This is a genomic window from Brevundimonas sp., assembly GCF_041919755.1.
GTDB lineage: Bacteria > Pseudomonadota > Alphaproteobacteria > Caulobacterales > Caulobacteraceae > Brevundimonas.
Map to the genome: position 1 here is coordinate 360,884 of NZ_JAYRTD010000001.1, position 19,798 is coordinate 380,681.

Here is a 19,798-nt window from a genome sequence, read left to right on the forward strand (position 1 = left end):
GGTCGTCTAGCGTGACGGCGACGGAGGGGCCCATATGCTGCGTAAACTGACGATCCTGTGCGGCACGGCCAGCCTGCTGACCCTGGCCGTCGTCATCATCGCAGCCCCCTTCGGCTATCCGGGCTATGATCCTCTCAGCCAGTACGTCAGCGAAATGGGGGCACGCGGCACAGCCACCGGGGCCTGGGTCAGCACGGCCTTCATCGTGTCGGGCCTGCTGCTCGCGGCCTTCTGGCTGTTGTGCGCCGCCGTCTTCCTGCGCAGCCCGCTGGCCCTGATCGGCTTCATCCTGTGCGCCCTCAATGGTGCCGGCCTGGTCTTCGGCGGTGTGTTTCCCTGCGATTTCGAGTGCGCCGTCGAGGGGGCCAGTGCGTCTGGCATGCTGCACGAACTGCTCGGGGGTCTGGGCTATCTGCTCGGCATCGCCGGCGTTTTCGTCCTTGCGATCGCATCCAGGGGCTGGCCCGGCAGTCGCGGGCTGTTTCCGCTCGGCCTGGCCTGCGGCACGGTCGCCGCCCTGATGATCCCGATCATCGGACCGGAGTTTCCATGGCACGGTGCCGCCCAGCGCCTGCTCGAAGCGGCCTTCGCCACATGGACCATCGCCATCATGATCGCCATTGCACGCCTCCGGAAGCCACTGTCGTAACCGCAAAAACGGCTTGCCAAATCATATAAGGATATCCTTATATGATTATATGACGCTGACCGCCGACCAGACCATCGAGGCCCTGCGCGCTGCGGGCGAGCCGACCCGCCTGCGGGTGCTGTCGCTGCTCTCGGGCGAAGAGCTTTCTGTTATGGAGCTGTCCGGCATTCTGGATCAGAGCCAGCCTCGCGTGTCTCGCCACCTCAAGCTCATGACCGACGCCGGCCTGATCGAGCGCTTTCCGGACGGAGCCCGCGTCTTCTACCGCCTGTCGTCCGACCCCCTCGCCCGCCGCCTGATCGACACCATTCTCGACCTTCTGGACGACGAGGCGGGGGCCGCAGACGACCGCCGTCTGGAAGACGTCCGCCGCGAGCGCGAGGTGGCCGCCGGTGCCTATTTCGAGCGTATCGCCCCACAGTGGGACCGCATCCGCTCGCTCTATGTCTGTGAGTCCGCCGTAGAGGCCGCGATTCTGAAGGCGGCGGGCGACGGGCCGTTCGAGCGTGTCGTCGATCTGGGCACCGGCTCGGGCCGGATGCTCACCCTGCTTGGCAAACAGGCCCGGATGTCGGTCGGGCTGGACCTCAGCCACAACATGCTCAACATCGCCCGTGCCAATGTGACCCGCGCGGGTCTGGACAAGGTTGAACTGCGCCACGGCGATATTTTCGCTACCCGCCTGCCCGCCCAGAGTGCCGACCGCGTGCTGGTCCATCAGGTGCTGCATTACCTTGCCGATCCCGCCGCCGCGGTGGCCGAGGCGGCGCGCCTGGTGGCACCCGGCGGTCGTCTGCTGATCGTCGATTTCGCCCTCCATCAGATCGAGCAGTTGCGCGAAGAGCATCAGCACCGCCGCTTGGGCTTTGCCGACGAGGAGATGCGGCGCTGGCTGGCCGAGGCCGGCCTGACCCCCGCCGCCCCGATCGTCCTGCCACCCGACACCGACGGCCTGACCGTCTGCATCTGGACCGCAGAGCGCGAGCCGCAGACCGATGCGAGGGCCGCATGACCGCCGCCGGCCTCAATCTGGCCGAGGCCCGCGCCCTGCTGCTGTCGCCGCTGGGGCCGGTGGCCCGCGCCGGTCAGGACCGGTCACGCCCCCGCGTCTCGTTTGAATTCTTCCCGCCCAAATCCGACGAGGCTGAGGCCACCCTGTGGAAGGCGGTGACCCGGCTGGCCCCGCTGAAGCCGGACTTCGTTTCCGTGACCTATGGCGCGGGCGGCTCGACACGCGAGCGGACGCACCGCACGGTCCAGCGCATCCTGGCCGAGACCGATCTGACGCCTGCCGCTCACCTGACCTGCGTCGAGGCTAGCCGGGCGGAGGTCGACGCCGTCATCGACGGCTACAAGGCCTCGGGCGTACGCCACATCGTGGCCCTGCGCGGCGATCCGCCGGGCACCGACGGCATCGGCGGAGCCTATGTTCCGTATACGGACGGTTACGCCAATGCTACCGAGCTCACCGCCGCCCTCGCGGCCAAGGGCGGGTTCGAGATCACCGTCGGCTGCTATCCCGAGGGCCATCCGGAGAGCGGATCCATCGACCATGACATCACGGTTCTGAAAGCCAAGGTTGATGCCGGCGCGACCCGCGCCATCAGCCAGTTCTTCTTCGACATCGACGCCTTCCTGCGCTTCCGCGACCGGGTGCAGGCTGCGGGCGTCGCCATTCCCATCATCCCCGGCATCATGCCCGTGACCAATTTCAATGGCCTGAAACGGATGAGCGCGGCCTGTGGCGCCGCCGTGCCCGACTGGCTGGCCGCCCATTTCGAGGGCCTGGACGACGACCCGGAGACCCGCAAGCTGATCGCCGCCTCCGTCGCGGCCGAGACCTGCGCGCGGCTGCAGGAAGAGGGCTTTTCCGACTTCCACTTCTACACCCTGAACCGCGCCGACCTGGTCTATGCCATCTGCCGGGTCCTGGGCGTCAAGGAACAGGCGTTGACGGCATGACCCGCGCCGACCGCATCTCCGCCCTCCACGCCGCCGCCCGCGAGCGCATCCTCGTGCTCGATGGCTCTTGGGGCGTGATGATCCAGCGTCAAGACCTGACAGAGGCCGACTTCCGCGGCGAGCGCTTCGCGGGCCACACGGGGCAGATGAAGGGCAATAACGACATCCTGTGCCTCACCCGCCCGGACATTGTCAGCGACCTGCACGATCAGTATTTCGCCGCCGGGGCCGACATCTCGGAGACCAATACCTTCTCCGGCACCACCATCGCGCAAGAGGACTATGCGCTGGATGCCGACGCCGTCTGGGCCATCAATCTGGAGGGGGCACGGCTGGCCCGCGCCGCCGCCGATCGCTGGACGGAAAAGGAGCCACACAAGCCCCGCTTCGCCGCCGGGGCTATCGGGCCGCTGAACAAGATGCTGTCGATGTCTTCGGACGTGAACGATCCGGGCGCGCGCAGCGTCACCTTCGATCAGGTCTATGAGGCCTATCGCCATCAGGTGCAGGCCCTGAATGAGGGCGGCGTGCACCTGTATCTGATCGAGACCATCACCGACACGCTGAACTGCAAGGCCTGTCTGAAGGCGATCAAGGATCTGGAGGACGAGGGTCAGGAGCCCCTGCCCATCTGGATCTCGGGCACCATCACCGACCGTTCGGGGCGGACCCTGTCGGGTCAGACGGCCGAGGCCTTCTGGAACAGCGTGCGCCACGCCAAACCCTTCGCCGTGGGCTTCAACTGCGCGCTCGGTGCCGATCTGATGCGACCCTTCATCGCCGAGCTCGCCCGCGTCGCCGACACCCTGGTCGCCGCCTATCCCAACGCCGGCCTGCCCAACGCCATGGGCCAGTACGACGAGCAGCCGCATGAGACGGCCCACTTCATCGAGGAGTGGGCGCGCGCGGGCCTCGTCAACATTGTCGGCGGCTGCTGCGGCACCACGCCGGAGCACATCCGGCATGTGGCCGAAGAGGTGGCGGGGGTGGCGACGCGCGTCATCCCGGAGCGGCCGGTGGCGCTGCGGCTGTCGGGGCTCGAACCGTTCGAGATGCTGGCGTGAGCAAAGCCGTTGATGAGTTCTGGGCGGCGGTTGAGTCTTTGGCCAACGACCACGCATCTGTGCGACTTGAGCCAGACGGGTATGCAGAAATTTTCATGCCGGCTCCGGCTGGAACCCTCGAAATCTCCGGTCGTAGAGAGTTCGTGTCGGTGGCCTGCGGATATCTCTGCATCGAAGACCGCTCCGTCTGCTCGACCGCAGACGCCGATTTCTTATTGGCCGTATGCGACGCGGTTCTTGCCGGGCGAGCCCAAGTGGCGTCTCCGGAAGTTCACATAGAGCTTATGACCCGCGGCTATTCCGGAGTCTGGACCGCCTGATGCGTCCCACCTTCATCAACGTCGGCGAGCGGACCAACGTCACCGGCTCGGCCAAGTTCAAAAAGCTCATCGTCGAGGGCGACTATACCGCCGCCCTGGCCATCGCCCGGCAACAGGTCGAGGCCGGGGCGCAGATCATTGACATCAATATGGACGAAGGCCTGCTGGATTCGCAGGCCGCCATGGTCACCTTCCTGAACCTGATCGCGGCCGAGCCCGACATCGCCCGCGTGCCGGTGATGATCGACTCTTCCAAATGGGAGGTGATCGAGGCGGGGCTGAAGTGCGTCCAGGGCAAGCCGATCGTCAACTCGATCTCGATGAAGGCGGGCGAGGCCGAGTTCCGCGAACAGGCGGTCAAATGCCTGCGCTATGGCGCCGCCGTCGTGGTCATGGCCTTCGACGAGGTGGGTCAGGCCGACACTGCCGCGCGCAAGATCGAGATCTGCACCCGCGCCTATCGCATCCTTGTGGACGAGGTCGGCTTCCCGCCCGAGGACATCATCTTCGACCCCAACATCTTCGCTGTGGCGACGGGGATCGAGGAGCACGACAACTACGCGGTCGATTTCATCGAGGCGACCCGCGAGATCAAGCGCACCCTGCCCTACGCGCGCGTCTCGGGCGGCGTGTCGAACGTGTCGTTCAGCTTCCGCGGCAACGAGCCGGTGCGCCGCGCGATCCACAGTGTGTTCCTGTATCACGCCATCCAGGCGGGCATGGACATGGGCATCGTCAACGCTGGCGACCTGCCCGTCTATGACGACATCGACCCGACCCTGAGGGAAGCCGTCGAGGACGTGATCCTGAACCGCCCGCAGCGGACCAATGTGTCCAATACCGAGCGGCTGGTCGACATCGCCCCCAACTACAAGGGCGACAAGGGCGCGGGTCGGGTCGTCGATCTGACCTGGCGCCAGGCCCCCGTCGGCAAGCGGATCGAGCACGCCTTGGTCCACGGCATCACCGAATTCATCGAGGCGGACACCGAAGAGGCGCGCGCCCGGGCCGAACGCCCCCTGCACGTCATCGAAGGTCCGCTGATGGACGGGATGAACGTGGTCGGCGACCTGTTCGGCGCGGGCAAGATGTTCCTGCCGCAGGTCGTGAAATCCGCCCGCGTGATGAAGCAGGCCGTCGCCTGGCTAGAACCCTTCATGGAAGCCGAAAAGGCCGGAAAGCCGCGCGAGCAGGCGGGCCGCATCCTGATGGCCACCGTCAAGGGCGACGTCCACGACATCGGCAAGAACATCGTCGGCGTCGTCCTGCAATGTAACAACTACGAAGTCATCGACCTGGGCGTCATGGTCCCGGCTGACCGAATCCTGGACGAGGCCAAGGCCCACAACGTCGACATCATCGGCCTGTCGGGCCTGATCACGCCCAGCCTGGACGAGATGGTGTTCGTGGCGCGCGAGATGGAGCGGCGGGGTTTCGACATCCCCCTGCTGATCGGCGGGGCGACGACCAGCCGGACCCACACGGCGGTGAAGATCGAACCGGCCTACGCCCGCGGCTCGACCACCTATGTCGTGGACGCCAGCCGCGCCGTGGGCGTGGTCTCGGGCCTCCTGTCCAGGACCGAGAAGACGAAGAACGAGGCCGCCACGCGCGACGAATACATCCGCATCCGCGAGCAGTACGCGCGCGGCCAGGAGGTCAAGGCGCGGACGACCATCGCCGATGCCCGGAAGAACCCCGTTGCCATCGACTGGACTGCGCCGCGCCCGGCCGCGCCGAGCTTCACGGGGGTACGCGCGTTCGAGGCGTGGGACCTGGCCGATCTGGCCGCGCATATTGACTGGACGCCCTTCTTCGCCAGCTGGGAGCTGATCGGCCGCTATCCCTACATTCTGGACGACGAGATCGTCGGCGAGGCGGCCAAGGACCTGTTCAAGGACGCCCAGGCGATGCTGAAGCGCATCATCGACGAACGGTGGTTCACGGCCAAGGGTGTCGTCGGCTTCTGGCCCGCCAATGCGATGGGCGACGACATCGTGGTGTTTGAGGACGAGGCCCGGACCACGGAGATCGCCCGGTTGAACACCCTGCGACAGCAGATCGCCAAGTCGAATGGCAAGCCCAACGCCGCCTTGTCGGACTTCGTCTCACCCACCGGCGACGACTGGATCGGAGCCTTCGCCGTCACCGCCGGCCACGGCGAACTGGAAAAGGCGGCCGAGTTCAAGGCGGCGGGCGACGACTATTCCGCAATCATGTGCACCGCACTCGCCGACCGCCTGGCCGAAGCCTTCGCCGAGCGGCTGCACAAGGAGGTGCGGACCACGCTATGGGGCTATGCGCCCGACGAGGCGGCCACGATCCAGGACCTGATCGAGGAGAAATACCAGGGCATCCGCCCCGCTCCCGGCTATCCCGCCCAACCCGACCATACGGAAAAGGCGACCCTGTTCCGCCTGCTGGACGCGGGGAACAACGCCGGCATGGCCCTAACCGAGAGCTTTGCCATGACGCCTCCAGCTTCCGTGTCCGGCCTCTACTTCGGGCACCCGCAAAGCCACTATTTCGGCGTCGGCAAGATCGACCGCGATCAGGTCGAAGACTATGCGGCGCGCAAGGGCTGGGATCTGGAGACAGCCGAACGTTGGCTGGCCCCGATCCTGAACTATGATCCGGATGCGGCGCGGCGGAACGCGGCCGCCTGAGCCCTACTCCAGTCCGACTTCGGCCGGGGTGACGGGCGGCGTGGTGATGTTCTCGCGGATGCGGCGCGCCGCGTGTTCGCACCGACCCGGCAGGCCGAAGAACAGGCCGAACGCCTGGCTGCGCACGGCTTCGGACTGACCGGCTAGCGGCGTCCACTTGGCGGTCGCCTCGGCGGCCGCTGCCCGTGCCGCCTCGCGCGATGCCGCCGTCTGGCGCGGCTCGGCAGCATTGAGAGCTGAGCGGAAGTCGGCCGCTTCCAGACGACCAAGGCGGATGATGTCCAGATCCAGCGGATCAGTGGTGTTCAGGCTTTCGCCCAGGGCCACATGCCCGTTCACCAGCGCCTCGCACCAGGCGACCAGCGGATAATCCCCCTGCGGTGCGCCACGCGGCAGTTCGTTGCCATAGGCCACCGCCTCGCGGAACCGCAGGGAGTCCGTCGTCTCTCCACCTGCGGGAGCGGCGGTTGCGACCGGCCCGTCGCCGGCGACATCGGCGCGCGGCGCGGTCGCGACGGGACCGTCCTGCGGCGCAGACGGTGTCTGAATCAGAAGAAGGGCGGCAAGAACGCTGGCGATCATGGAAACAGGCACTCGAGAAAGGGCGACCACACGGGTCGGGATGTGTGGCAACGCCTGAAGCGCCGCGATGGTTTTTCTACGGCATGTCGCACGCAAAGAAAAAGGCGGCGAGGCCGAAGCCCCGCCGCCCATTCCAACAGTCGTTCGTCAGGCCCTAGTACTTCAGGCGTGCACCGACGAAGAAGTAGCGGCCGACCACATCATAGGCGTTGGGGTCGGTGTTACCGTCGTTGGCGTTGTCGAACACCGGGGGCTCTTCGTCCAACAGGTTACGAACGCCGGCGAACAGTTCCATGTTTTCGGTGGCTTGGAACGTGCCGCTGAGGTCGTGGTACCAGTAGGAGTCTACGCCCGAATAACCCGACGGGTCGGCGAAGTCAGGGATGTTGCCCTGGTTGTCCAACTCGTCGATGATCGTGCCCGAGTAAGCCAGACGCACCGGACCGATGTCGTAGCCCAGCGAGATGTTGGCCTTCCACTCCGGCAGGGTGGCGCTGATATTATAGGCGCCGGCGGTGCCCTTGTACTCGATGCCGTCCAGCTCGTAGCTGTCCAGATAGGTCACGTTGACAGCGATATCGAGCGTGTCGCCCCACATGCCGCCAGCCCACGGCACAGACCAGCCATAACGGGTCGAGAAGTCGACGCCGCTGGTGGACAGCTGCGAGACGTTGCCCAGAGGGGCGCGCGCCTTCAGGTTGCCCGCCGGATCGCGGAAGATCAGCGGCAGGCCGATGCCCGCGTCATTACAGGCAGCGACGGCCGACACTGGTGTCGGGGTCGTGGCCGAGGCGGCTGCACCTGCGGCGAAGCACTGGCCGACGATGCCGGAGGCACCGCCGAAGATGGTGCCGATGTAGTCCTCGACTTCAATCTTGTAGTAGTCGAGCGAGAACGACAGGCCCTGTGCGAAGGTCGGCTGCCACACGGCACCGACGGTGACCGTGTCAGACTTTTCTTCCGACAGGTTCGGGTTACCGAAGAAGAAGGTTTCCGTCTGGGTATTCTGGGCGATGAAGCCGGTGGTGACCGGGTTGAAGCCAAGTTGTGCCGTACAGAAGTTGATCACGCCCGGGGTCAGGGTGCGCGGTGCACCTGTGGTCGGGTTGACAGTGGTGCAGGGGTCTAGAACGGCCGGGAAGCCCTGGTCGTTGGCCTGGAACAGTTCGAACACGTTCGGCGCACGGCTGGCACGCTGATACAGGGCACGCAGGCGCAGGCTGTCGACCGGTTCCCACGAACCGCCGAACTTGTAGGACCAGACGTCGCCGACGGTGCTGTATTTCGAGTAGCGCACACCGAGTTCCAGTTCCAGCGACTGGGCGAACGGCATGTCACGCAGGATCGGCACAGCCGCTTCGAAATAGGCTTCCTTCGACGAGCTGCGACCGGAAACGGCACGTTCGGCATTGAAGCCGAAGATGTCGCCGGCATTCTTGGCGTCATCCGGCGTGTAGGCCAGGCTGTCCTCGCGGTATTCGATACCGGCGGCAATACCCAGAGGGCCAGCCGGCAGTTCGGCCAGCGTACCCGTCAGGTTCAGCTGGGCGTTGTTACGCTCGAAGATGCTGCGGTCGGTGAAGTTCAAGCGAACGAAGGCAGCAGCCTGAGGCGTGATGGTGCCGCGTCCGAACAGGTTGATCGGCACGCAAGTCGGGAACAGGGCCAGCGCTGAGGGGGCGCAGGTCGTGGCCGTCCCGCCACCGGCCAGAGCGGCGTTCAGGCGCGAGCGCGAGACGTCGTTCTGAATGGAGGTGGTCAGTTCGGTGCGACCGTAGCTGTAGTAGCCTTCAAGCTCCCAGTCGTTGCCCAGATCGGCGCGCAGGCCGGTGTTGATCTGATAGACGTCGGTGTTGTTGCCTTGAACACGGGCACCGACTTCCGACATGCGGCGGTCGAAGTTCAGCGGAAGCAGCGGGTTCGGACGGGTGTTGGCATAGGCCAACAGGGCCGGCGAGTTCTGCACGAAGAAGTTGGAGACCGGGATTTGGATGCCGGTCGCAGGGGTCGGAGCCAGCTGCGAGGTGTTGCGGCTGTCCGTGTAGAAGACTTCGGCGAAGGCTTCGATGTTGCTGGTGACGTCGTAGTGACCCATCAGGGCGACGTTGAAACGCTCCGACGGCGACTGCAGCAGGTTGACCGGTGCGAAATCATAGCGATCGCTGGTCGGGCCGAGGCCGAAGTCGTTGTTGAACGGGCCAGGAACGCCTGTGGTGCGGAATGAACGGCGGCAGGGGTTGGCCGTTGGGCAACCGGCGGCAGTGTAGGGATTGGTACCGAGGTTGTTCAGACCACCATATTCGCCCGTACCGGAACCACCGGCAGCGCTGGACACGGACCACGGACGATCTTCGTTCGGGAAGAAGCCGTCACGGTCGGAATAGCCGACAAAGCCCGTCACGTTACCGCGGTCGTCGGCGAAGTTCGAACCGAAGGTCAGCGAGGCGTTGAACTGCTCGCCATCACCAAAACCCGAGATGCCGTACTGGGTGTCGAAGCCGAAGCCTTCGTAGTCGCGCTTGAAGATGAAGTTGACGACGCCGGCCAGAGCATCGGAGCCGTACACGGCCGAGGCACCGCCGGTCACCACTTCCACGCGCTCGATCAGCGAGGCGGGAATGCTGTTCAGGTCGACGGCGTTGCTCTTGTCATAAGGAATGAAGCGGTGGCCGTTAACCAGCACCAGGGTACGGCTGGCACCGAGGCCGCGCAGGTCGACCGTGGCCGAACCGTTCGAGGGGTTGTTGGAGTTGGCGGACAGGCCGGGCACGACCTGCGGCAACTGGTTCAGGATCTGCTCGACATTGACGTCGCCGCGCGCCTGGATCTGCTCGGAGGTGACGGTCGAAATCGGGCTGTTGGCCACATAGTCCTGACGGACGATGCGCGACCCGGTCACCACGACATCGTCAATGGAGGTGGGCTCGCCGTCCTGCGCCATGGCCGGCGCGGCAAATGCGAGCGCCGAAGCCCCTGCGATGATGGTCGTCGCCAACAGGCGGCGGCGATTTTGTTGAACCTTCAAGTGTAGTCTCCCCTCATGGTGCCCGGGAGCAGTGACGCTCTGTTTGCGGGACACCGCGGTTGCGTAGATATTCCCCTGCAACAGGCCGAAGCCTCGCAATCCTGTCGAGTTAGGCACCGACTCGCCTGTTACGCTAGAAAATTACATCGCTGTAAGACTACCGTCGGAAAGGTGTCGCATTCTTGACACGTATTGTTACGCCTCGAAACGACAGCTTGAGATATCCGTCCGGAAGCACTCCTGCCTTCCAAAATGCCGCCCCATCGAGATCGCCATGGTTATCAAACCCTTAACAGCCGGAATCACCTGCGTTCTGCTGACAATCGCAACTGGCGCGGCCGCGCAGGACCGGTCGACAGCAACCGCTTCTTCAGTGATCGGTGAACTGATCGTTTGTCGTACCGTCGCTTCCAGCGAGGACAGGCTGGCCTGCTTCGAGCGCGCGACTCAAGGACTTGAGACTGCCCTCGCCAGCGGTGAGCTTCTGGTGGTTGATCGCGCACAGGCGACGGCGGCCCGGCGTCAGGCCTTCGGCTCCACCACGGCCCCTGCCGACATCCTGCAACCGCCCCGCCCTGAGGACCGGATCGACGCCATCGAGACCACTCTGGTCCGCGCCAGTCAGGCCGACGACAACCGCTGGACCTTCGTTCTGGCCGACGGCAGCACCTGGCGCCAGACCGACACCGACCGCGTGCGTATCGTCAATCGCGAAGGCGAGGCTGTACGAGTTCGTCGAGGCGCGCTGGGAAGCTATCTTCTCACCGTCGGTCGTAGCGGCGTAGTCCGCGTCAGGAGACAGTAATCATGGCTCAACTCAAATCCCTGTCGTCCTCTGTGAGTATCGGTCCCCAGTTGCAGCCCACGGACATGGCCGCGTTGGCGGCTGAGGGCTATGCCAGCGTGATCAACAATCGCCCCGATGATGAGGAACCGGGTCAACCGTCTTCCGCCGAACTAGAGGCTGCGGCGACGGCGGCGGGCCTGGCCTATCTGCACGCGCCTATCCGCGGCATGCCTGATGATCAGGCGGTCAATCTGGTGAGACATCAGTTGAAAGCCGACGCAGACGCAAGCGCCCGCACCGCGATGTTCTGCCGGTCTGGTATGCGCTCGTCCGCCGCCTGGGCCATGGCGCAGCGGCTCGGCGGTGCCGATCCTGACGATTTGCGCGACGCCGCTGCGGCGGCCGGTTATGACCTCAGCCGGCTGCCCCTCTGATCAGCGGATGAGAGCACCGCGCGCCGCATAGGATGCAGGCTCGGGTGTGCAGGATGCCACCACCAGCTGGCTCGCCATGATACACAGCACCGTCACGGCGACGATCTGGAGCCGTTTTGAGACAGTCAGGGCAATGGACAGGGCCACGATCAGCGCTCCGCAAAGGGTTTACGAAACCCTAACGCAAGCCCGATGCCGCTCGCGGTCGCCAGACACGGCCGCCAAATGATCCCCTTCGTACGCGATTTCGACTTCGCCTATGGCCGGTGCGATCGGCTCTCGCCGATGATCCGGCGCGTGATCGCCAACAACCCCGGCCCCTTCACCTTCACGGGCACCGGCACCTACATCATCGGACGGGACGATCCCGGTGCAGGCGTCGCTGTCATCGATCCCGGCCCGCTTGATGACCATCATCTGGCCGCCTTGGTCGGGGCCGTCCGAGGTCAGACGGTCAGCCACATCCTGGTCACCCACACCCACAGGGATCACGCCCCGCTTGCGCGTCCGTTCGCCGAAGCGGTCGGTGCACCCATTCTGGCGGCCCGGCCTCCGCTGAAAACCATCCACGCCTCGGGCTCGCTGGATGAGGACGACGACGACGGCTTCCAGCCCGATGTGATCCTGACCGGCGGCGAGAAACTGAATGGGGACGGCTGGACCATCGAGGCCCTGTTCACGCCCGGCCATGCCTCTAATCACATGGCCTTCGTGCTGGAGAACGAGAACGCCCTGTTCTGCGGCGACCACGTCATGGGCTGGTCCACCACCGTGGTGGCCCCGCCCGATGGTGACATGGCGGATTACATGGCCAGTCTGGACACTGTCATCGCGCGTGAGTTCGCCACTCTGTGGCCTACGCACGGCGCGCCGATCACGGAACCCGCGCCATTTCTTGAAGCCTATCGGGCCCACCGGCTGGACCGCGAAGCCCAGGTCCTGGCGCAGGTTCAGGCCGGCCACGCCCGCATCGCCGACATGGTGCCGATACTCTACGCCGCCGTCGATCCGCGCCTGTGGCCCGCCGCCAGCCTGTCGGTCTGGGCGCATCTGATCGCGCTGGAAAAGACTGGGCGCGTTCGCGCCGACCCCGCCCCGGCCATGGATGCCGTCTGGACCCTGGCTTGAGCCCTATTCGGCGGTCTGCAAGGCCCGGCTGATCTCGCCCGCCAGACGACAGGCCTCCCCACCGTGAGAGCGCCCGTCCCGCGCCGCGACCCGAACGTCGGTCCGACCCGGTCGAATCCGCACCACCGCATCGTGGGTGAAGCCGAACCAGAAGCCGGTCTTGTCGCCATCGGCCCGCGCCGCAAACGCTCCTCGCGCCGTGAAGCCCGCTGCCTGCAGCGCTTCATAGGCCCGCTGGGGTGCCACCTGACGCATCACGGGCTGAGCCGCCGGACACGCCTCGGGGCCGATCGACGTCGCGGGTCCACCCTCCCCGCGCATTCCCGCAACCGCCTCCGAGAACCCCGGCCGGTCGTCCGGATTGGTGCTGACATCCTCGGGCAGGCCCTCGGCCAGCCGCGCCTTCTGCCAGGCGAAGGCACCCAGGGTTCCCAACGACACGATAAGCGCCACGACCACGTAAAGCCCCAAGCGCTTCAGATCGCGCCGCGCCAGGACCGATACCGCCAGGGCCGCCGCGACGCCCACGAACGCCAGCGCCCAGGCGACTTGAAGCGCCAGCAGGTCGTAACCCACCGATGCATCCCAGAGACCCAGCGACGTCCCGAAGGCGGCGATCAACAGCAGGAACGGCGTGGCCAGGCTGACCAGTGTCAGACCCTGAACCAGTCCCTCATTCTTCGGTCTGACACGGGCCACGGGATCAGCCCGCCGTCGGGATGCGATAGTCCTTCATCCGCTCGCGGATCAGCTTCTTGTCGACCTTGCCGGTCGCCCCCAGCGGGATGTCGTCCACGAAGACAACATCGTCCGGCATCCACCATTTGGCGATCTTGCCGACCAGGAAGTCCAGGTGCTCCCGCTTGTCCTCGGTCTCGCCCGGCTTCAGCTTGATGATCAGCACCGGCCGCTCGTCCCATTTCGGATGCGCCGCGCCGATGACGGCGGCCAGTTCGACCTTGGGATGGCCCACGGCGATGTTCTCGATCTCGATCGAGCTGATCCACTCGCCGCCAGACTTGATCACATCCTTGGCGCGGTCGGTGATCTGCATGAAGCCATGCTCATCGATGGTCGAGACATCGCCCGTATCGAAGAAGCCTTCGGTGTCCAGGATCGGCGTCTCGTCGTTGAAATAGGCACCCGCGATGGTCGGCCCCTTGATCATCAGCCGCCCGTAGGTGTGCCCGTCGTGGGGCATCTCCTGACCGGCATAGTTCTTCAGCTTCAGCTCGACGCCCAGCGGCGGCGTGCCCTGCTTGATCCGCCACTTCATCTGCTCGTCGTACGGCAGCGCGCGCAGCTCGGGCGTCATGTTGGACAGGGTGCCGATGGGCGAGGTCTCGGTCATGCCCCAGCCCTGCAACACCTCGATGCCGAACTCGTCGTGGAAGGCCCGGATCAGGCTCTCTGGCACAGCCGATCCACCGATCAGCACACGCTTGACGGTCGGGATCTTCAGCCTGTGCTCGCGCAGGTGCGCCAGCAGCCCTTGCCAGACCGTAGGCACGGCGGCCGAGAAGGTCACGCCCTCGCTCTCGATCAGTTCATAGATGGCCGCCCCATCCATGCGCGCGCCCGGCATGACCAGCTTGGACCCCGCGCCTGGCGCGCCGAAGGCGATGCCCCAGGCATTGGCGTGGAACATCGGCACCACCGGCAGGATCACCTCGCTGGGCGTCGCACCCAGAACCGTGCTCTGCAGACCTAGCAGCGTATGAATGAAGTTGGACCGGTGCGAATACAGCACCCCCTTGGGATTGCCGGTCGTGCCCGAGGTATAGCAAAGGCCGCAGGCCGTCTGCTCATCGAAGTCGCCCCAGACCACATCTTCGGACGCGCCTTCCAGCAGGTCCTCGTAGCACTCCAGACCGGGCAGTTCGACCGCCGGCATATGCGCGCGGTCGGTCATGACCACGACCCGCTCGACCTTCGGACAGTGCGGCAGCACCGCCTGCAACAGCGGCACGAAGGTCAGGTCGACGAAGATGACCCGGTCGCCGCCGTGATTGATGATGTAGACCAGTTGCTCGGGGAACAGGCGCGGGTTCAGGGTGTGGCACACAGCGCCGATCCCCATGATGCCGTACCAGGTCTCGATGTGGTTGCCTGTGTTCCAGGCCAGGGTGCCGATCCGGTCCCCGACGCCGATCCCCCAGCCCTGCAGCACGCTGGACACCCGCTTGGCGCGGGCGTGGATGTCGGCATAGGAGGTGCGGACGATGGGGCCCTCGACCGACCGGGTCACGACCTCGCGTGCGCCGTGCCAATTCTTGGCGTGGTCCAGTATCTTGTCGACCGTCAGCGGCCAGTCCTGCATCAATCCAAGCATCTGCGTCCCTCGCTCTGCGCCTACGACCTGAGGCACTTGAGGCCACGCTAATCAGGTGATCGGCGTTAAGCAACGTGACGCTAGGGCAAGTCTGTCGCAGATGACCGGCTCGTGATCTGACGGCGGCTGGATGGCTTTGCAGGATGAACCGCCCGGTCTAGGACACAGCCATGGCAATCCTCATCGCAATCACCGGCGGCTCCGGTTCGGGCAAGAGCACCCTGGCTGAAGCCCTGGTCGCCTCCCTGCCCCCGGGCGCGGCGGTCCTGATGCGCGAGGACAGCTATTATCGCGACGCCGCCAGCCTGCCCGGCTTTGATGCGGCCACCTTCGACTTCGACGACGTCACCGCCCGCGACCACGATCTGATGATCCGCGACCTGCGCGCGCTCAAGTCCGGCCAGGACATCGTCGCTCCGATCTATTCCTTCATCCATCACGGCCGCGAGCCCGGTGGCGAGCCCGTCCGCGCCGCCGAGGTCGTGATCGTCGAAGGGACCCACGTCCTTTGCACGCCCGAACTGGTCGACCTGTTCGACATCCGCGTCTTCGTCGATACCCCCGCCGACATCCGCTTCATCCGTCGCCTGTTACGCGATCAGAGCGAGCGGGGACGCACCGCCGATTCCGTCGTCGCCCAGTATCTGGCGACGGTTCGCCCCGGTCATGAGCGCCTGACCGAGCCGTCTCGCGTCCGGGCCGACTTCATCATCGCCGATGCGACCGCCGCCGTGCGTCTGGAAGACACCCAGGCCGTGGTGCGTCTGGCTGCGCCGGTCCTGGCCCATCCCCTGCTGGCAGGGCTCAAACCCTCCTAGAATTCAGGGCCAGAGCCGGGTCTTCGTCCACCCCTGCCCGTCCCGGTCGAACCGCAGACGGTCATGCAGCCGGAACGGCCGGTCCCGCCAGAACTCCACGCTGTCGGGAATGACGCGCCAGCCTGTCCAGTGCTCGGGTCGCGGCACATCCTGTCCCTCGAACCGTGCCGTCTGTTCAGCCACCGCCGCCTCCAGCGCCGCGCGGCTGTCCAGCGGTCGCGACTGGTCCGAGGCCCAGGCGCCGATCCGGCTCTCGCGCGCCCGACTGGCGAAATAGGCGTCGGCCTCGGCGGCACTGACCGGCTCCAGCCGCCCGCGCACCCGCACCTGCCGCCGCAGGCTCTTCCAGTGGAACAACAGGGCCGCAGCGGGTTTCGCTGTGACCTGCATCCCCTTGGCGCTCTCGCGGTTGGAATAGAAGGTCAGGCCACGATCATCGACATCTTTCAGCAGCACCATCCGGCTGTCCGGCAGACCCTCGCCGTCCACGGTCGACAGACACATGGCGTTGGAATCATTGATCTCGTGCGCCCTTGCCTGCGCCAGCCATTCGACGATCAGGCTGATCGGCTCATCCCGGTCAAAGATCGTCTCGTCACCATTGGCGGCCAGGGCGGCGGCATAGTCCCGGTCATACTCTTCACGGGTCGGGCTGGGTGGGATCACGGGTGCGGTCATGGTTCCCAGATAGACCCGGACCGATGGTTTTGGGAGGGGCATGCTGTCACGGTTAACCGCGCGTTGACCCTGTTCTGCGCCCACTGGGGCCATGTCGTCGCGCGCCACCTCCGAAATCGCCTCAATCGCAGAGGCCCACGCCCTGCTCGGCCTCGACGGTCCGGCCGACGGCGAAGTGCTGAAGGCCGCCTTCCGCCGCGCGATCAAGGCGGCTCGACCCGATCTGACCGGTGGCAATGAAGATCATTTCAGGCGCGTCATCGCGGCCTGGGGTCTGATCCGCATGCAAGGCGCGGGGCATCTCGCCCTGCCCGCCCCCAAGGCCCGACCAGCAGGTCTGACTGTCGTCGCCCTTTCACCGACCCAGGCGCTGGAAGGCGGTGCCGTCGAGGTCAGGATCGGCCAGCGCACCCTTCGGGTGCGGGTCCCCGCCGGCCTTCGCACCGGCGACCACGTCCGTCTGACCGGGGCAGCCTCTGACGGCAACGACCTTTATCTGCCCGTCCTGATCCGCCCGACGGCCAGCCTGCGGATCATGGGCGACGACGTCTACATGCGCTGGCCCGTCTCCCAGCGCCTGCTGGACGACGGCGGCCGGATCGAGATCGAGACCCATGCCGGGCTGCGCTCCGCCTGGGTCGTGGCCGGCCTGGGCACCACCATGACCCAACTCCGTCTCAAGGGCCTGGGCCTGCCCGCTCGCGGCCGACGCCCCCAGGGCCATCTCTTCGTGATGCTGGAGCCCTGCGTCGACGCCCCCTCGTCCGCCGACGACCTTCTGGCCCGGTTCACGCGGGTCTGGACGCCGGACCGGCTGGCGGCTTAAGCGTCGGGGACCATGTCCCACAACACCTTCGGCCATCTGTTTCGCGTGACCACCTGGGGCGAGAGCCACGGGCCGGCCATCGGCTGCGTCATCGACGGCTGTCCGCCCCTGATCCCGCTGACCGAGGCCGACCTCCAGCCCTGGCTGGACCGACGCAAGCCCGGCGGCAGTCGTTTCGTCACCCAGCGCAGCGAGAGCGACACCGCCCGCATCCTGTCCGGTGTCTTCGATGACGGAGACGGACCCGTCACCACCGGCACCCCCATCGCCATCGAGATCCAGAACGAGGACGCCCGCTCCAAGGACTATGGCGAGATCGCCCGGGCCTATCGCCCCGGACATGCCGACCTGACCTATCAGACCAAATACGGCGTGCGCGACCATCGTGGCGGCGGCCGTTCCTCGGCACGCGAAACGGCCATGCGCGTGGCCGCCGGTGCCGTGGCGCGCAAGGTCCTGGGGCCAGACATCCGCATCCGCGCAGGCGTGGTCCAGCTGGGGTCACATCGCCTGTCGGCCGACCAGATCGACTTCGACGCCGTCTACGACAACCCCCTGTTCGCCGCCTCCGCTACGGTGGGCATAGAGTGGGAGGCCTATCTGGACGGCGTGCGCAAGGCCGGGTCGTCCATCGGCGCGGTCGTGGCGCTGGAGGTTACGGGCGTCCCCGCCGGCTGGGGCAGCCCGCTCTATGGCAAACTGGATGCCGAACTGGCCGCCGCCCTGATGTCGATCAACGCCGTCAAGGGTGTGGAGATCGGTGCGGGCTTCGCCTCCGCCGAGCTGTCGGGCGAGGACAACGCCGACCAGATGCGCATCGGCGACGATGGCCAGCCCGTCTTCCTGTCCAACCATGCGGGCGGCGTCCTGGGCGGCATATCGACGGGCCAGCCTCTGACGGCCCGCGTCGCCTTCAAGCCCACATCCTCCATCCTGACCCCGCGCCAGACCGTCACCCGCGACGGCACCGAGACCGACCTGCGCACCAAGGGCCGCCACGACCCCTGCGTCGCCCTGCGCGGCGTGCCGGTGGTGGAGGCCATGGCGGCCTGTGTGCTAGCTGACGCCATGCTGAGGCACCGCGCGCAGGTAAGTTAGATAATCTGACCGCCCGCATCGAAGAAGGACTACCGCCTGTGGATTGGAAGCGAGAACTGGTGATCGCTCATCTGGTGAAACAGGAGATTGCCAAGATCGATTTTGACGGTCTCTGGGAAAACACACTGCCTGAAGTTCGGGCCTCTGAAGAGCAGGTGCAGTTTCTTGAATCCAAACTCGGATATTCGGTGGATCCCCAGTACCGCGCCTTCCTGCTCCACGCGAACGGATGGCGGTCGTTCAGCCAGTTCATCGACATCTTCGGCGTGGACGATCTTGTAGGGAGCGCTCGATCAGCACGAGCGATTGAGCTTACAGAAACACTAGAGCCACTCGAGCCATTATGTGGTTTTGGAAAGAACGACCTGATCCCGATCGCGGCCTCGTCGAATGATATCGATCTCATGCTGATGACGCGCCCGCATACATCAGACCCAGGAAAAGTCTTTTGGGTCGCCGGGGGTCTGATCGACACATTTACCGGGTTCGACGAGTGGTTCCTATCAATGGTCGATTACCTCCGCCTCGACCATCAACAGTTGGTAGAACGCAATACGTAGCCGTCGCCCCGCCCCCTTTTCGCCACTGACACTGTTACCTATATAGGCCTCAGCGAGGTTTCTAACCCTCGGATTCCCGGGAGCATCCCCATGATCGACGTCAGACCTTTCAACAGCCTGGGTGGAGCCAACCACGGTTGGCTGGACGCCAAGCATCACTTCTCCTTCGCCAACTACTACGACCCCAACCGCATGAGCTGGGGCCGGTTGCGCGTGTGGAACGACGACACCATCGCCGCCAAATCCGGCTTCCCGCCTCACCCCCACTCGGACATGGAAATCATCACCTATGTCCGCACCGGGGCCATCACCCATGAGGATTCCATGGGCAACCGGGGCCGAACCGGCGCAGGCGACGTCCAGGTCATGAGCGCAGGCACGGGCGTGCGCCACTCCGAGTTCAACCTCGAGAACGAGCCCACCACCCTGTTCCAGATCTGGATCGAGGCCGACAAGCGTGGGGCCCAGCCCAGCTGGGGGGCGAAGGTCTTTCCGAAAAGCGACCGCAGCGGCCAATTTTCGGTCCTCGCCTCCGGCGACACCACCGATGACGCCCTGACGATCAATGCCGATGCCAAGGTCCTGGGGGCCACGCTGAATGCGGGCGAAAGCCTGACCTACAATCTGGCCGAGGGTCGCCGCGCCTATCTGGTGCCTGCGGTCGGCGAGGTCGAGGTCAACGGGGTGAAGCTGAACGCCCGTGACGGCGCTGCCATCGCGGACGAGCCGACGATCACAATCACCGCCAAGGCGGATGCTGAACTGGTGATGGTCGACAGCCTCTGAGGCTTGTGCACACGGTCAGGGATTATCCATCCTGTCCTGCCGGATTATCCAACCCTATCCATCACTAAGAACCCCGCCCGGAT

Annotated in this window: 20 protein-coding genes; 14 read left to right on the forward strand and 6 right to left on the reverse strand. The window is 65.6% G+C overall.

Annotation, left to right across the window (positions count from 1 at the left end; all coding sequences use genetic code 11):
* Window positions 1–34 precede the first annotated feature (34 nt).
* From ACE3TH_RS01925 to metH, 6 genes are read left to right on the forward strand one after another with little or no spacing between them, the layout of a single operon-like run.
* Window positions 35–649: a DUF998 domain-containing protein gene (locus ACE3TH_RS01925; RefSeq protein WP_374596804.1), complete on the forward strand. Its 615-nt coding sequence runs from the start codon at window positions 35–37 to the stop codon at window positions 647–649.
* Between the two features lie 49 nt (window positions 650–698).
* Window positions 699–1,661, forward strand: coding sequence for an ArsR/SmtB family transcription factor (locus ACE3TH_RS01930; RefSeq protein WP_374596806.1), 963 nt, complete (start codon window positions 699–701; stop codon window positions 1,659–1,661).
* Entirely contained in the window at window positions 1,658–2,611 is a 954-nt protein-coding gene (gene metF / locus ACE3TH_RS01935; protein WP_374596808.1) for a methylenetetrahydrofolate reductase [NAD(P)H], read from the forward strand. The genes ACE3TH_RS01930 and metF overlap by 4 nt, the downstream gene beginning before the upstream one ends.
* Entirely contained in the window at window positions 2,608–3,675 is a 1,068-nt protein-coding gene (locus tag ACE3TH_RS01940) for a homocysteine S-methyltransferase family protein (RefSeq protein ID WP_374596810.1), read from the forward strand. The genes metF and ACE3TH_RS01940 overlap by 4 nt, the downstream gene beginning before the upstream one ends.
* Window positions 3,672–3,995 (forward strand): hypothetical protein, encoded by a 324-nt coding sequence (locus ACE3TH_RS01945; protein WP_374597113.1) that lies wholly within the window; start codon window positions 3,672–3,674, stop codon window positions 3,993–3,995. The genes ACE3TH_RS01940 and ACE3TH_RS01945 overlap by 4 nt, the downstream gene beginning before the upstream one ends.
* Entirely contained in the window at window positions 3,983–6,661 is a 2,679-nt protein-coding gene (metH, locus tag ACE3TH_RS01950) for a methionine synthase (RefSeq protein WP_374597104.1), read from the forward strand. The genes ACE3TH_RS01945 and metH overlap by 13 nt, the downstream gene beginning before the upstream one ends.
* 3 nt (window positions 6,662–6,664) lie before the next feature.
* On the opposite strand, the gene ACE3TH_RS01955 is transcribed toward metH, so the two are convergent.
* The gene (locus ACE3TH_RS01955; protein WP_374596812.1) at window positions 6,665–7,243 is read right to left on the reverse strand and encodes a hypothetical protein; all 579 of its coding nucleotides are present in this window, start codon (window positions 7,241–7,243) and stop codon (window positions 6,665–6,667) included.
* A gap of 154 nt (window positions 7,244–7,397) precedes the next feature.
* The gene (locus ACE3TH_RS01960; RefSeq protein WP_374596813.1) at window positions 7,398–10,268 is read right to left on the reverse strand and encodes a TonB-dependent receptor plug domain-containing protein; all 2,871 of its coding nucleotides are present in this window, start codon (window positions 10,266–10,268) and stop codon (window positions 7,398–7,400) included.
* A 487-nt stretch (window positions 10,269–10,755) separates the two neighbouring features.
* On the opposite strand from ACE3TH_RS01960, the gene ACE3TH_RS01965 reads away from it, so the two are divergent.
* Together ACE3TH_RS01965 and ACE3TH_RS01970 are read left to right on the forward strand one after the other, a co-directional pair.
* A complete protein-coding gene (locus ACE3TH_RS01965; RefSeq protein WP_374596815.1) occupies window positions 10,756–11,073 on the forward strand; it encodes a hypothetical protein in 318 nt (105 codons plus the stop codon).
* Between the two features lie 2 nt (window positions 11,074–11,075).
* Window positions 11,076–11,489 (forward strand): TIGR01244 family sulfur transferase, encoded by a 414-nt coding sequence (locus ACE3TH_RS01970; RefSeq protein ID WP_374596817.1) that lies wholly within the window; start codon window positions 11,076–11,078, stop codon window positions 11,487–11,489.
* Here the strand turns inward: ACE3TH_RS01970 and ACE3TH_RS01975 are convergent, their stop codons facing one another.
* Complete coding sequence (locus ACE3TH_RS01975; RefSeq protein WP_292173776.1) at window positions 11,490–11,636, reverse strand: hypothetical protein; 147 nt, start codon at window positions 11,634–11,636, stop codon at window positions 11,490–11,492.
* Between the two features lie 78 nt (window positions 11,637–11,714).
* Between ACE3TH_RS01975 and ACE3TH_RS01980 the strand changes: the two genes are divergently transcribed.
* Window positions 11,715–12,617 carry an MBL fold metallo-hydrolase gene (locus ACE3TH_RS01980; RefSeq protein WP_374596819.1) on the forward strand — a complete coding sequence of 301 codons (903 nt, stop codon included), beginning with the start codon at window positions 11,715–11,717 and terminating at the stop codon, window positions 12,615–12,617.
* A 3-nt stretch (window positions 12,618–12,620) separates the two neighbouring features.
* Here the strand turns inward: ACE3TH_RS01980 and ACE3TH_RS01985 are convergent, their stop codons facing one another.
* Window positions 12,621–13,316 (reverse strand): DUF1499 domain-containing protein, encoded by a 696-nt coding sequence (locus ACE3TH_RS01985; RefSeq protein WP_374596821.1) that lies wholly within the window; start codon window positions 13,314–13,316, stop codon window positions 12,621–12,623.
* 4 nt (window positions 13,317–13,320) lie between these two features.
* On the reverse strand, window positions 13,321–14,949 hold the full coding sequence (locus tag ACE3TH_RS01990) for a long-chain-fatty-acid--CoA ligase (protein WP_374596823.1): 1,629 nt from the start codon (window positions 14,947–14,949) through the stop codon (window positions 13,321–13,323).
* Between the two features lie 170 nt (window positions 14,950–15,119).
* Between ACE3TH_RS01990 and udk the strand changes: the two genes are divergently transcribed.
* Window positions 15,120–15,767, forward strand: a complete 648-nt coding sequence (gene udk / locus ACE3TH_RS01995) for a uridine kinase (RefSeq protein ID WP_374596825.1) — start codon at window positions 15,120–15,122, stop codon at window positions 15,765–15,767.
* A gap of 3 nt (window positions 15,768–15,770) precedes the next feature.
* Here the strand turns inward: udk and pdxH are convergent, their stop codons facing one another.
* The gene (pdxH, locus tag ACE3TH_RS02000) at window positions 15,771–16,445 is read right to left on the reverse strand and encodes a pyridoxamine 5'-phosphate oxidase (RefSeq protein ID WP_374596826.1); all 675 of its coding nucleotides are present in this window, start codon (window positions 16,443–16,445) and stop codon (window positions 15,771–15,773) included.
* Window positions 16,446–16,536: 91 nt separating this feature from the next.
* Between pdxH and ACE3TH_RS02005 the strand changes: the two genes are divergently transcribed.
* The 4 genes from ACE3TH_RS02005 to ACE3TH_RS02020 all read left to right on the forward strand — a co-directional run bounded on the left by ACE3TH_RS02005 (window position 16,537) and on the right by ACE3TH_RS02020 (window position 19,715).
* Window positions 16,537–17,271: a DnaJ C-terminal domain-containing protein gene (locus tag ACE3TH_RS02005; protein WP_374596828.1), complete on the forward strand. Its 735-nt coding sequence runs from the start codon at window positions 16,537–16,539 to the stop codon at window positions 17,269–17,271.
* 12 nt (window positions 17,272–17,283) lie between these two features.
* Window positions 17,284–18,369 (forward strand): chorismate synthase, encoded by a 1,086-nt coding sequence (gene aroC, locus ACE3TH_RS02010; RefSeq protein ID WP_374596830.1) that lies wholly within the window; start codon window positions 17,284–17,286, stop codon window positions 18,367–18,369.
* A 59-nt stretch (window positions 18,370–18,428) separates the two neighbouring features.
* Entirely contained in the window at window positions 18,429–18,929 is a 501-nt protein-coding gene (locus ACE3TH_RS02015; RefSeq protein WP_374596832.1) for an SMI1/KNR4 family protein, read from the forward strand.
* Window positions 18,930–19,019: 90 nt separating this feature from the next.
* Window positions 19,020–19,715 carry a pirin family protein gene (locus ACE3TH_RS02020; protein WP_374596834.1) on the forward strand — a complete coding sequence of 232 codons (696 nt, stop codon included), beginning with the start codon at window positions 19,020–19,022 and terminating at the stop codon, window positions 19,713–19,715.
* Window positions 19,716–19,798: the final 83 nt, after the last annotated feature.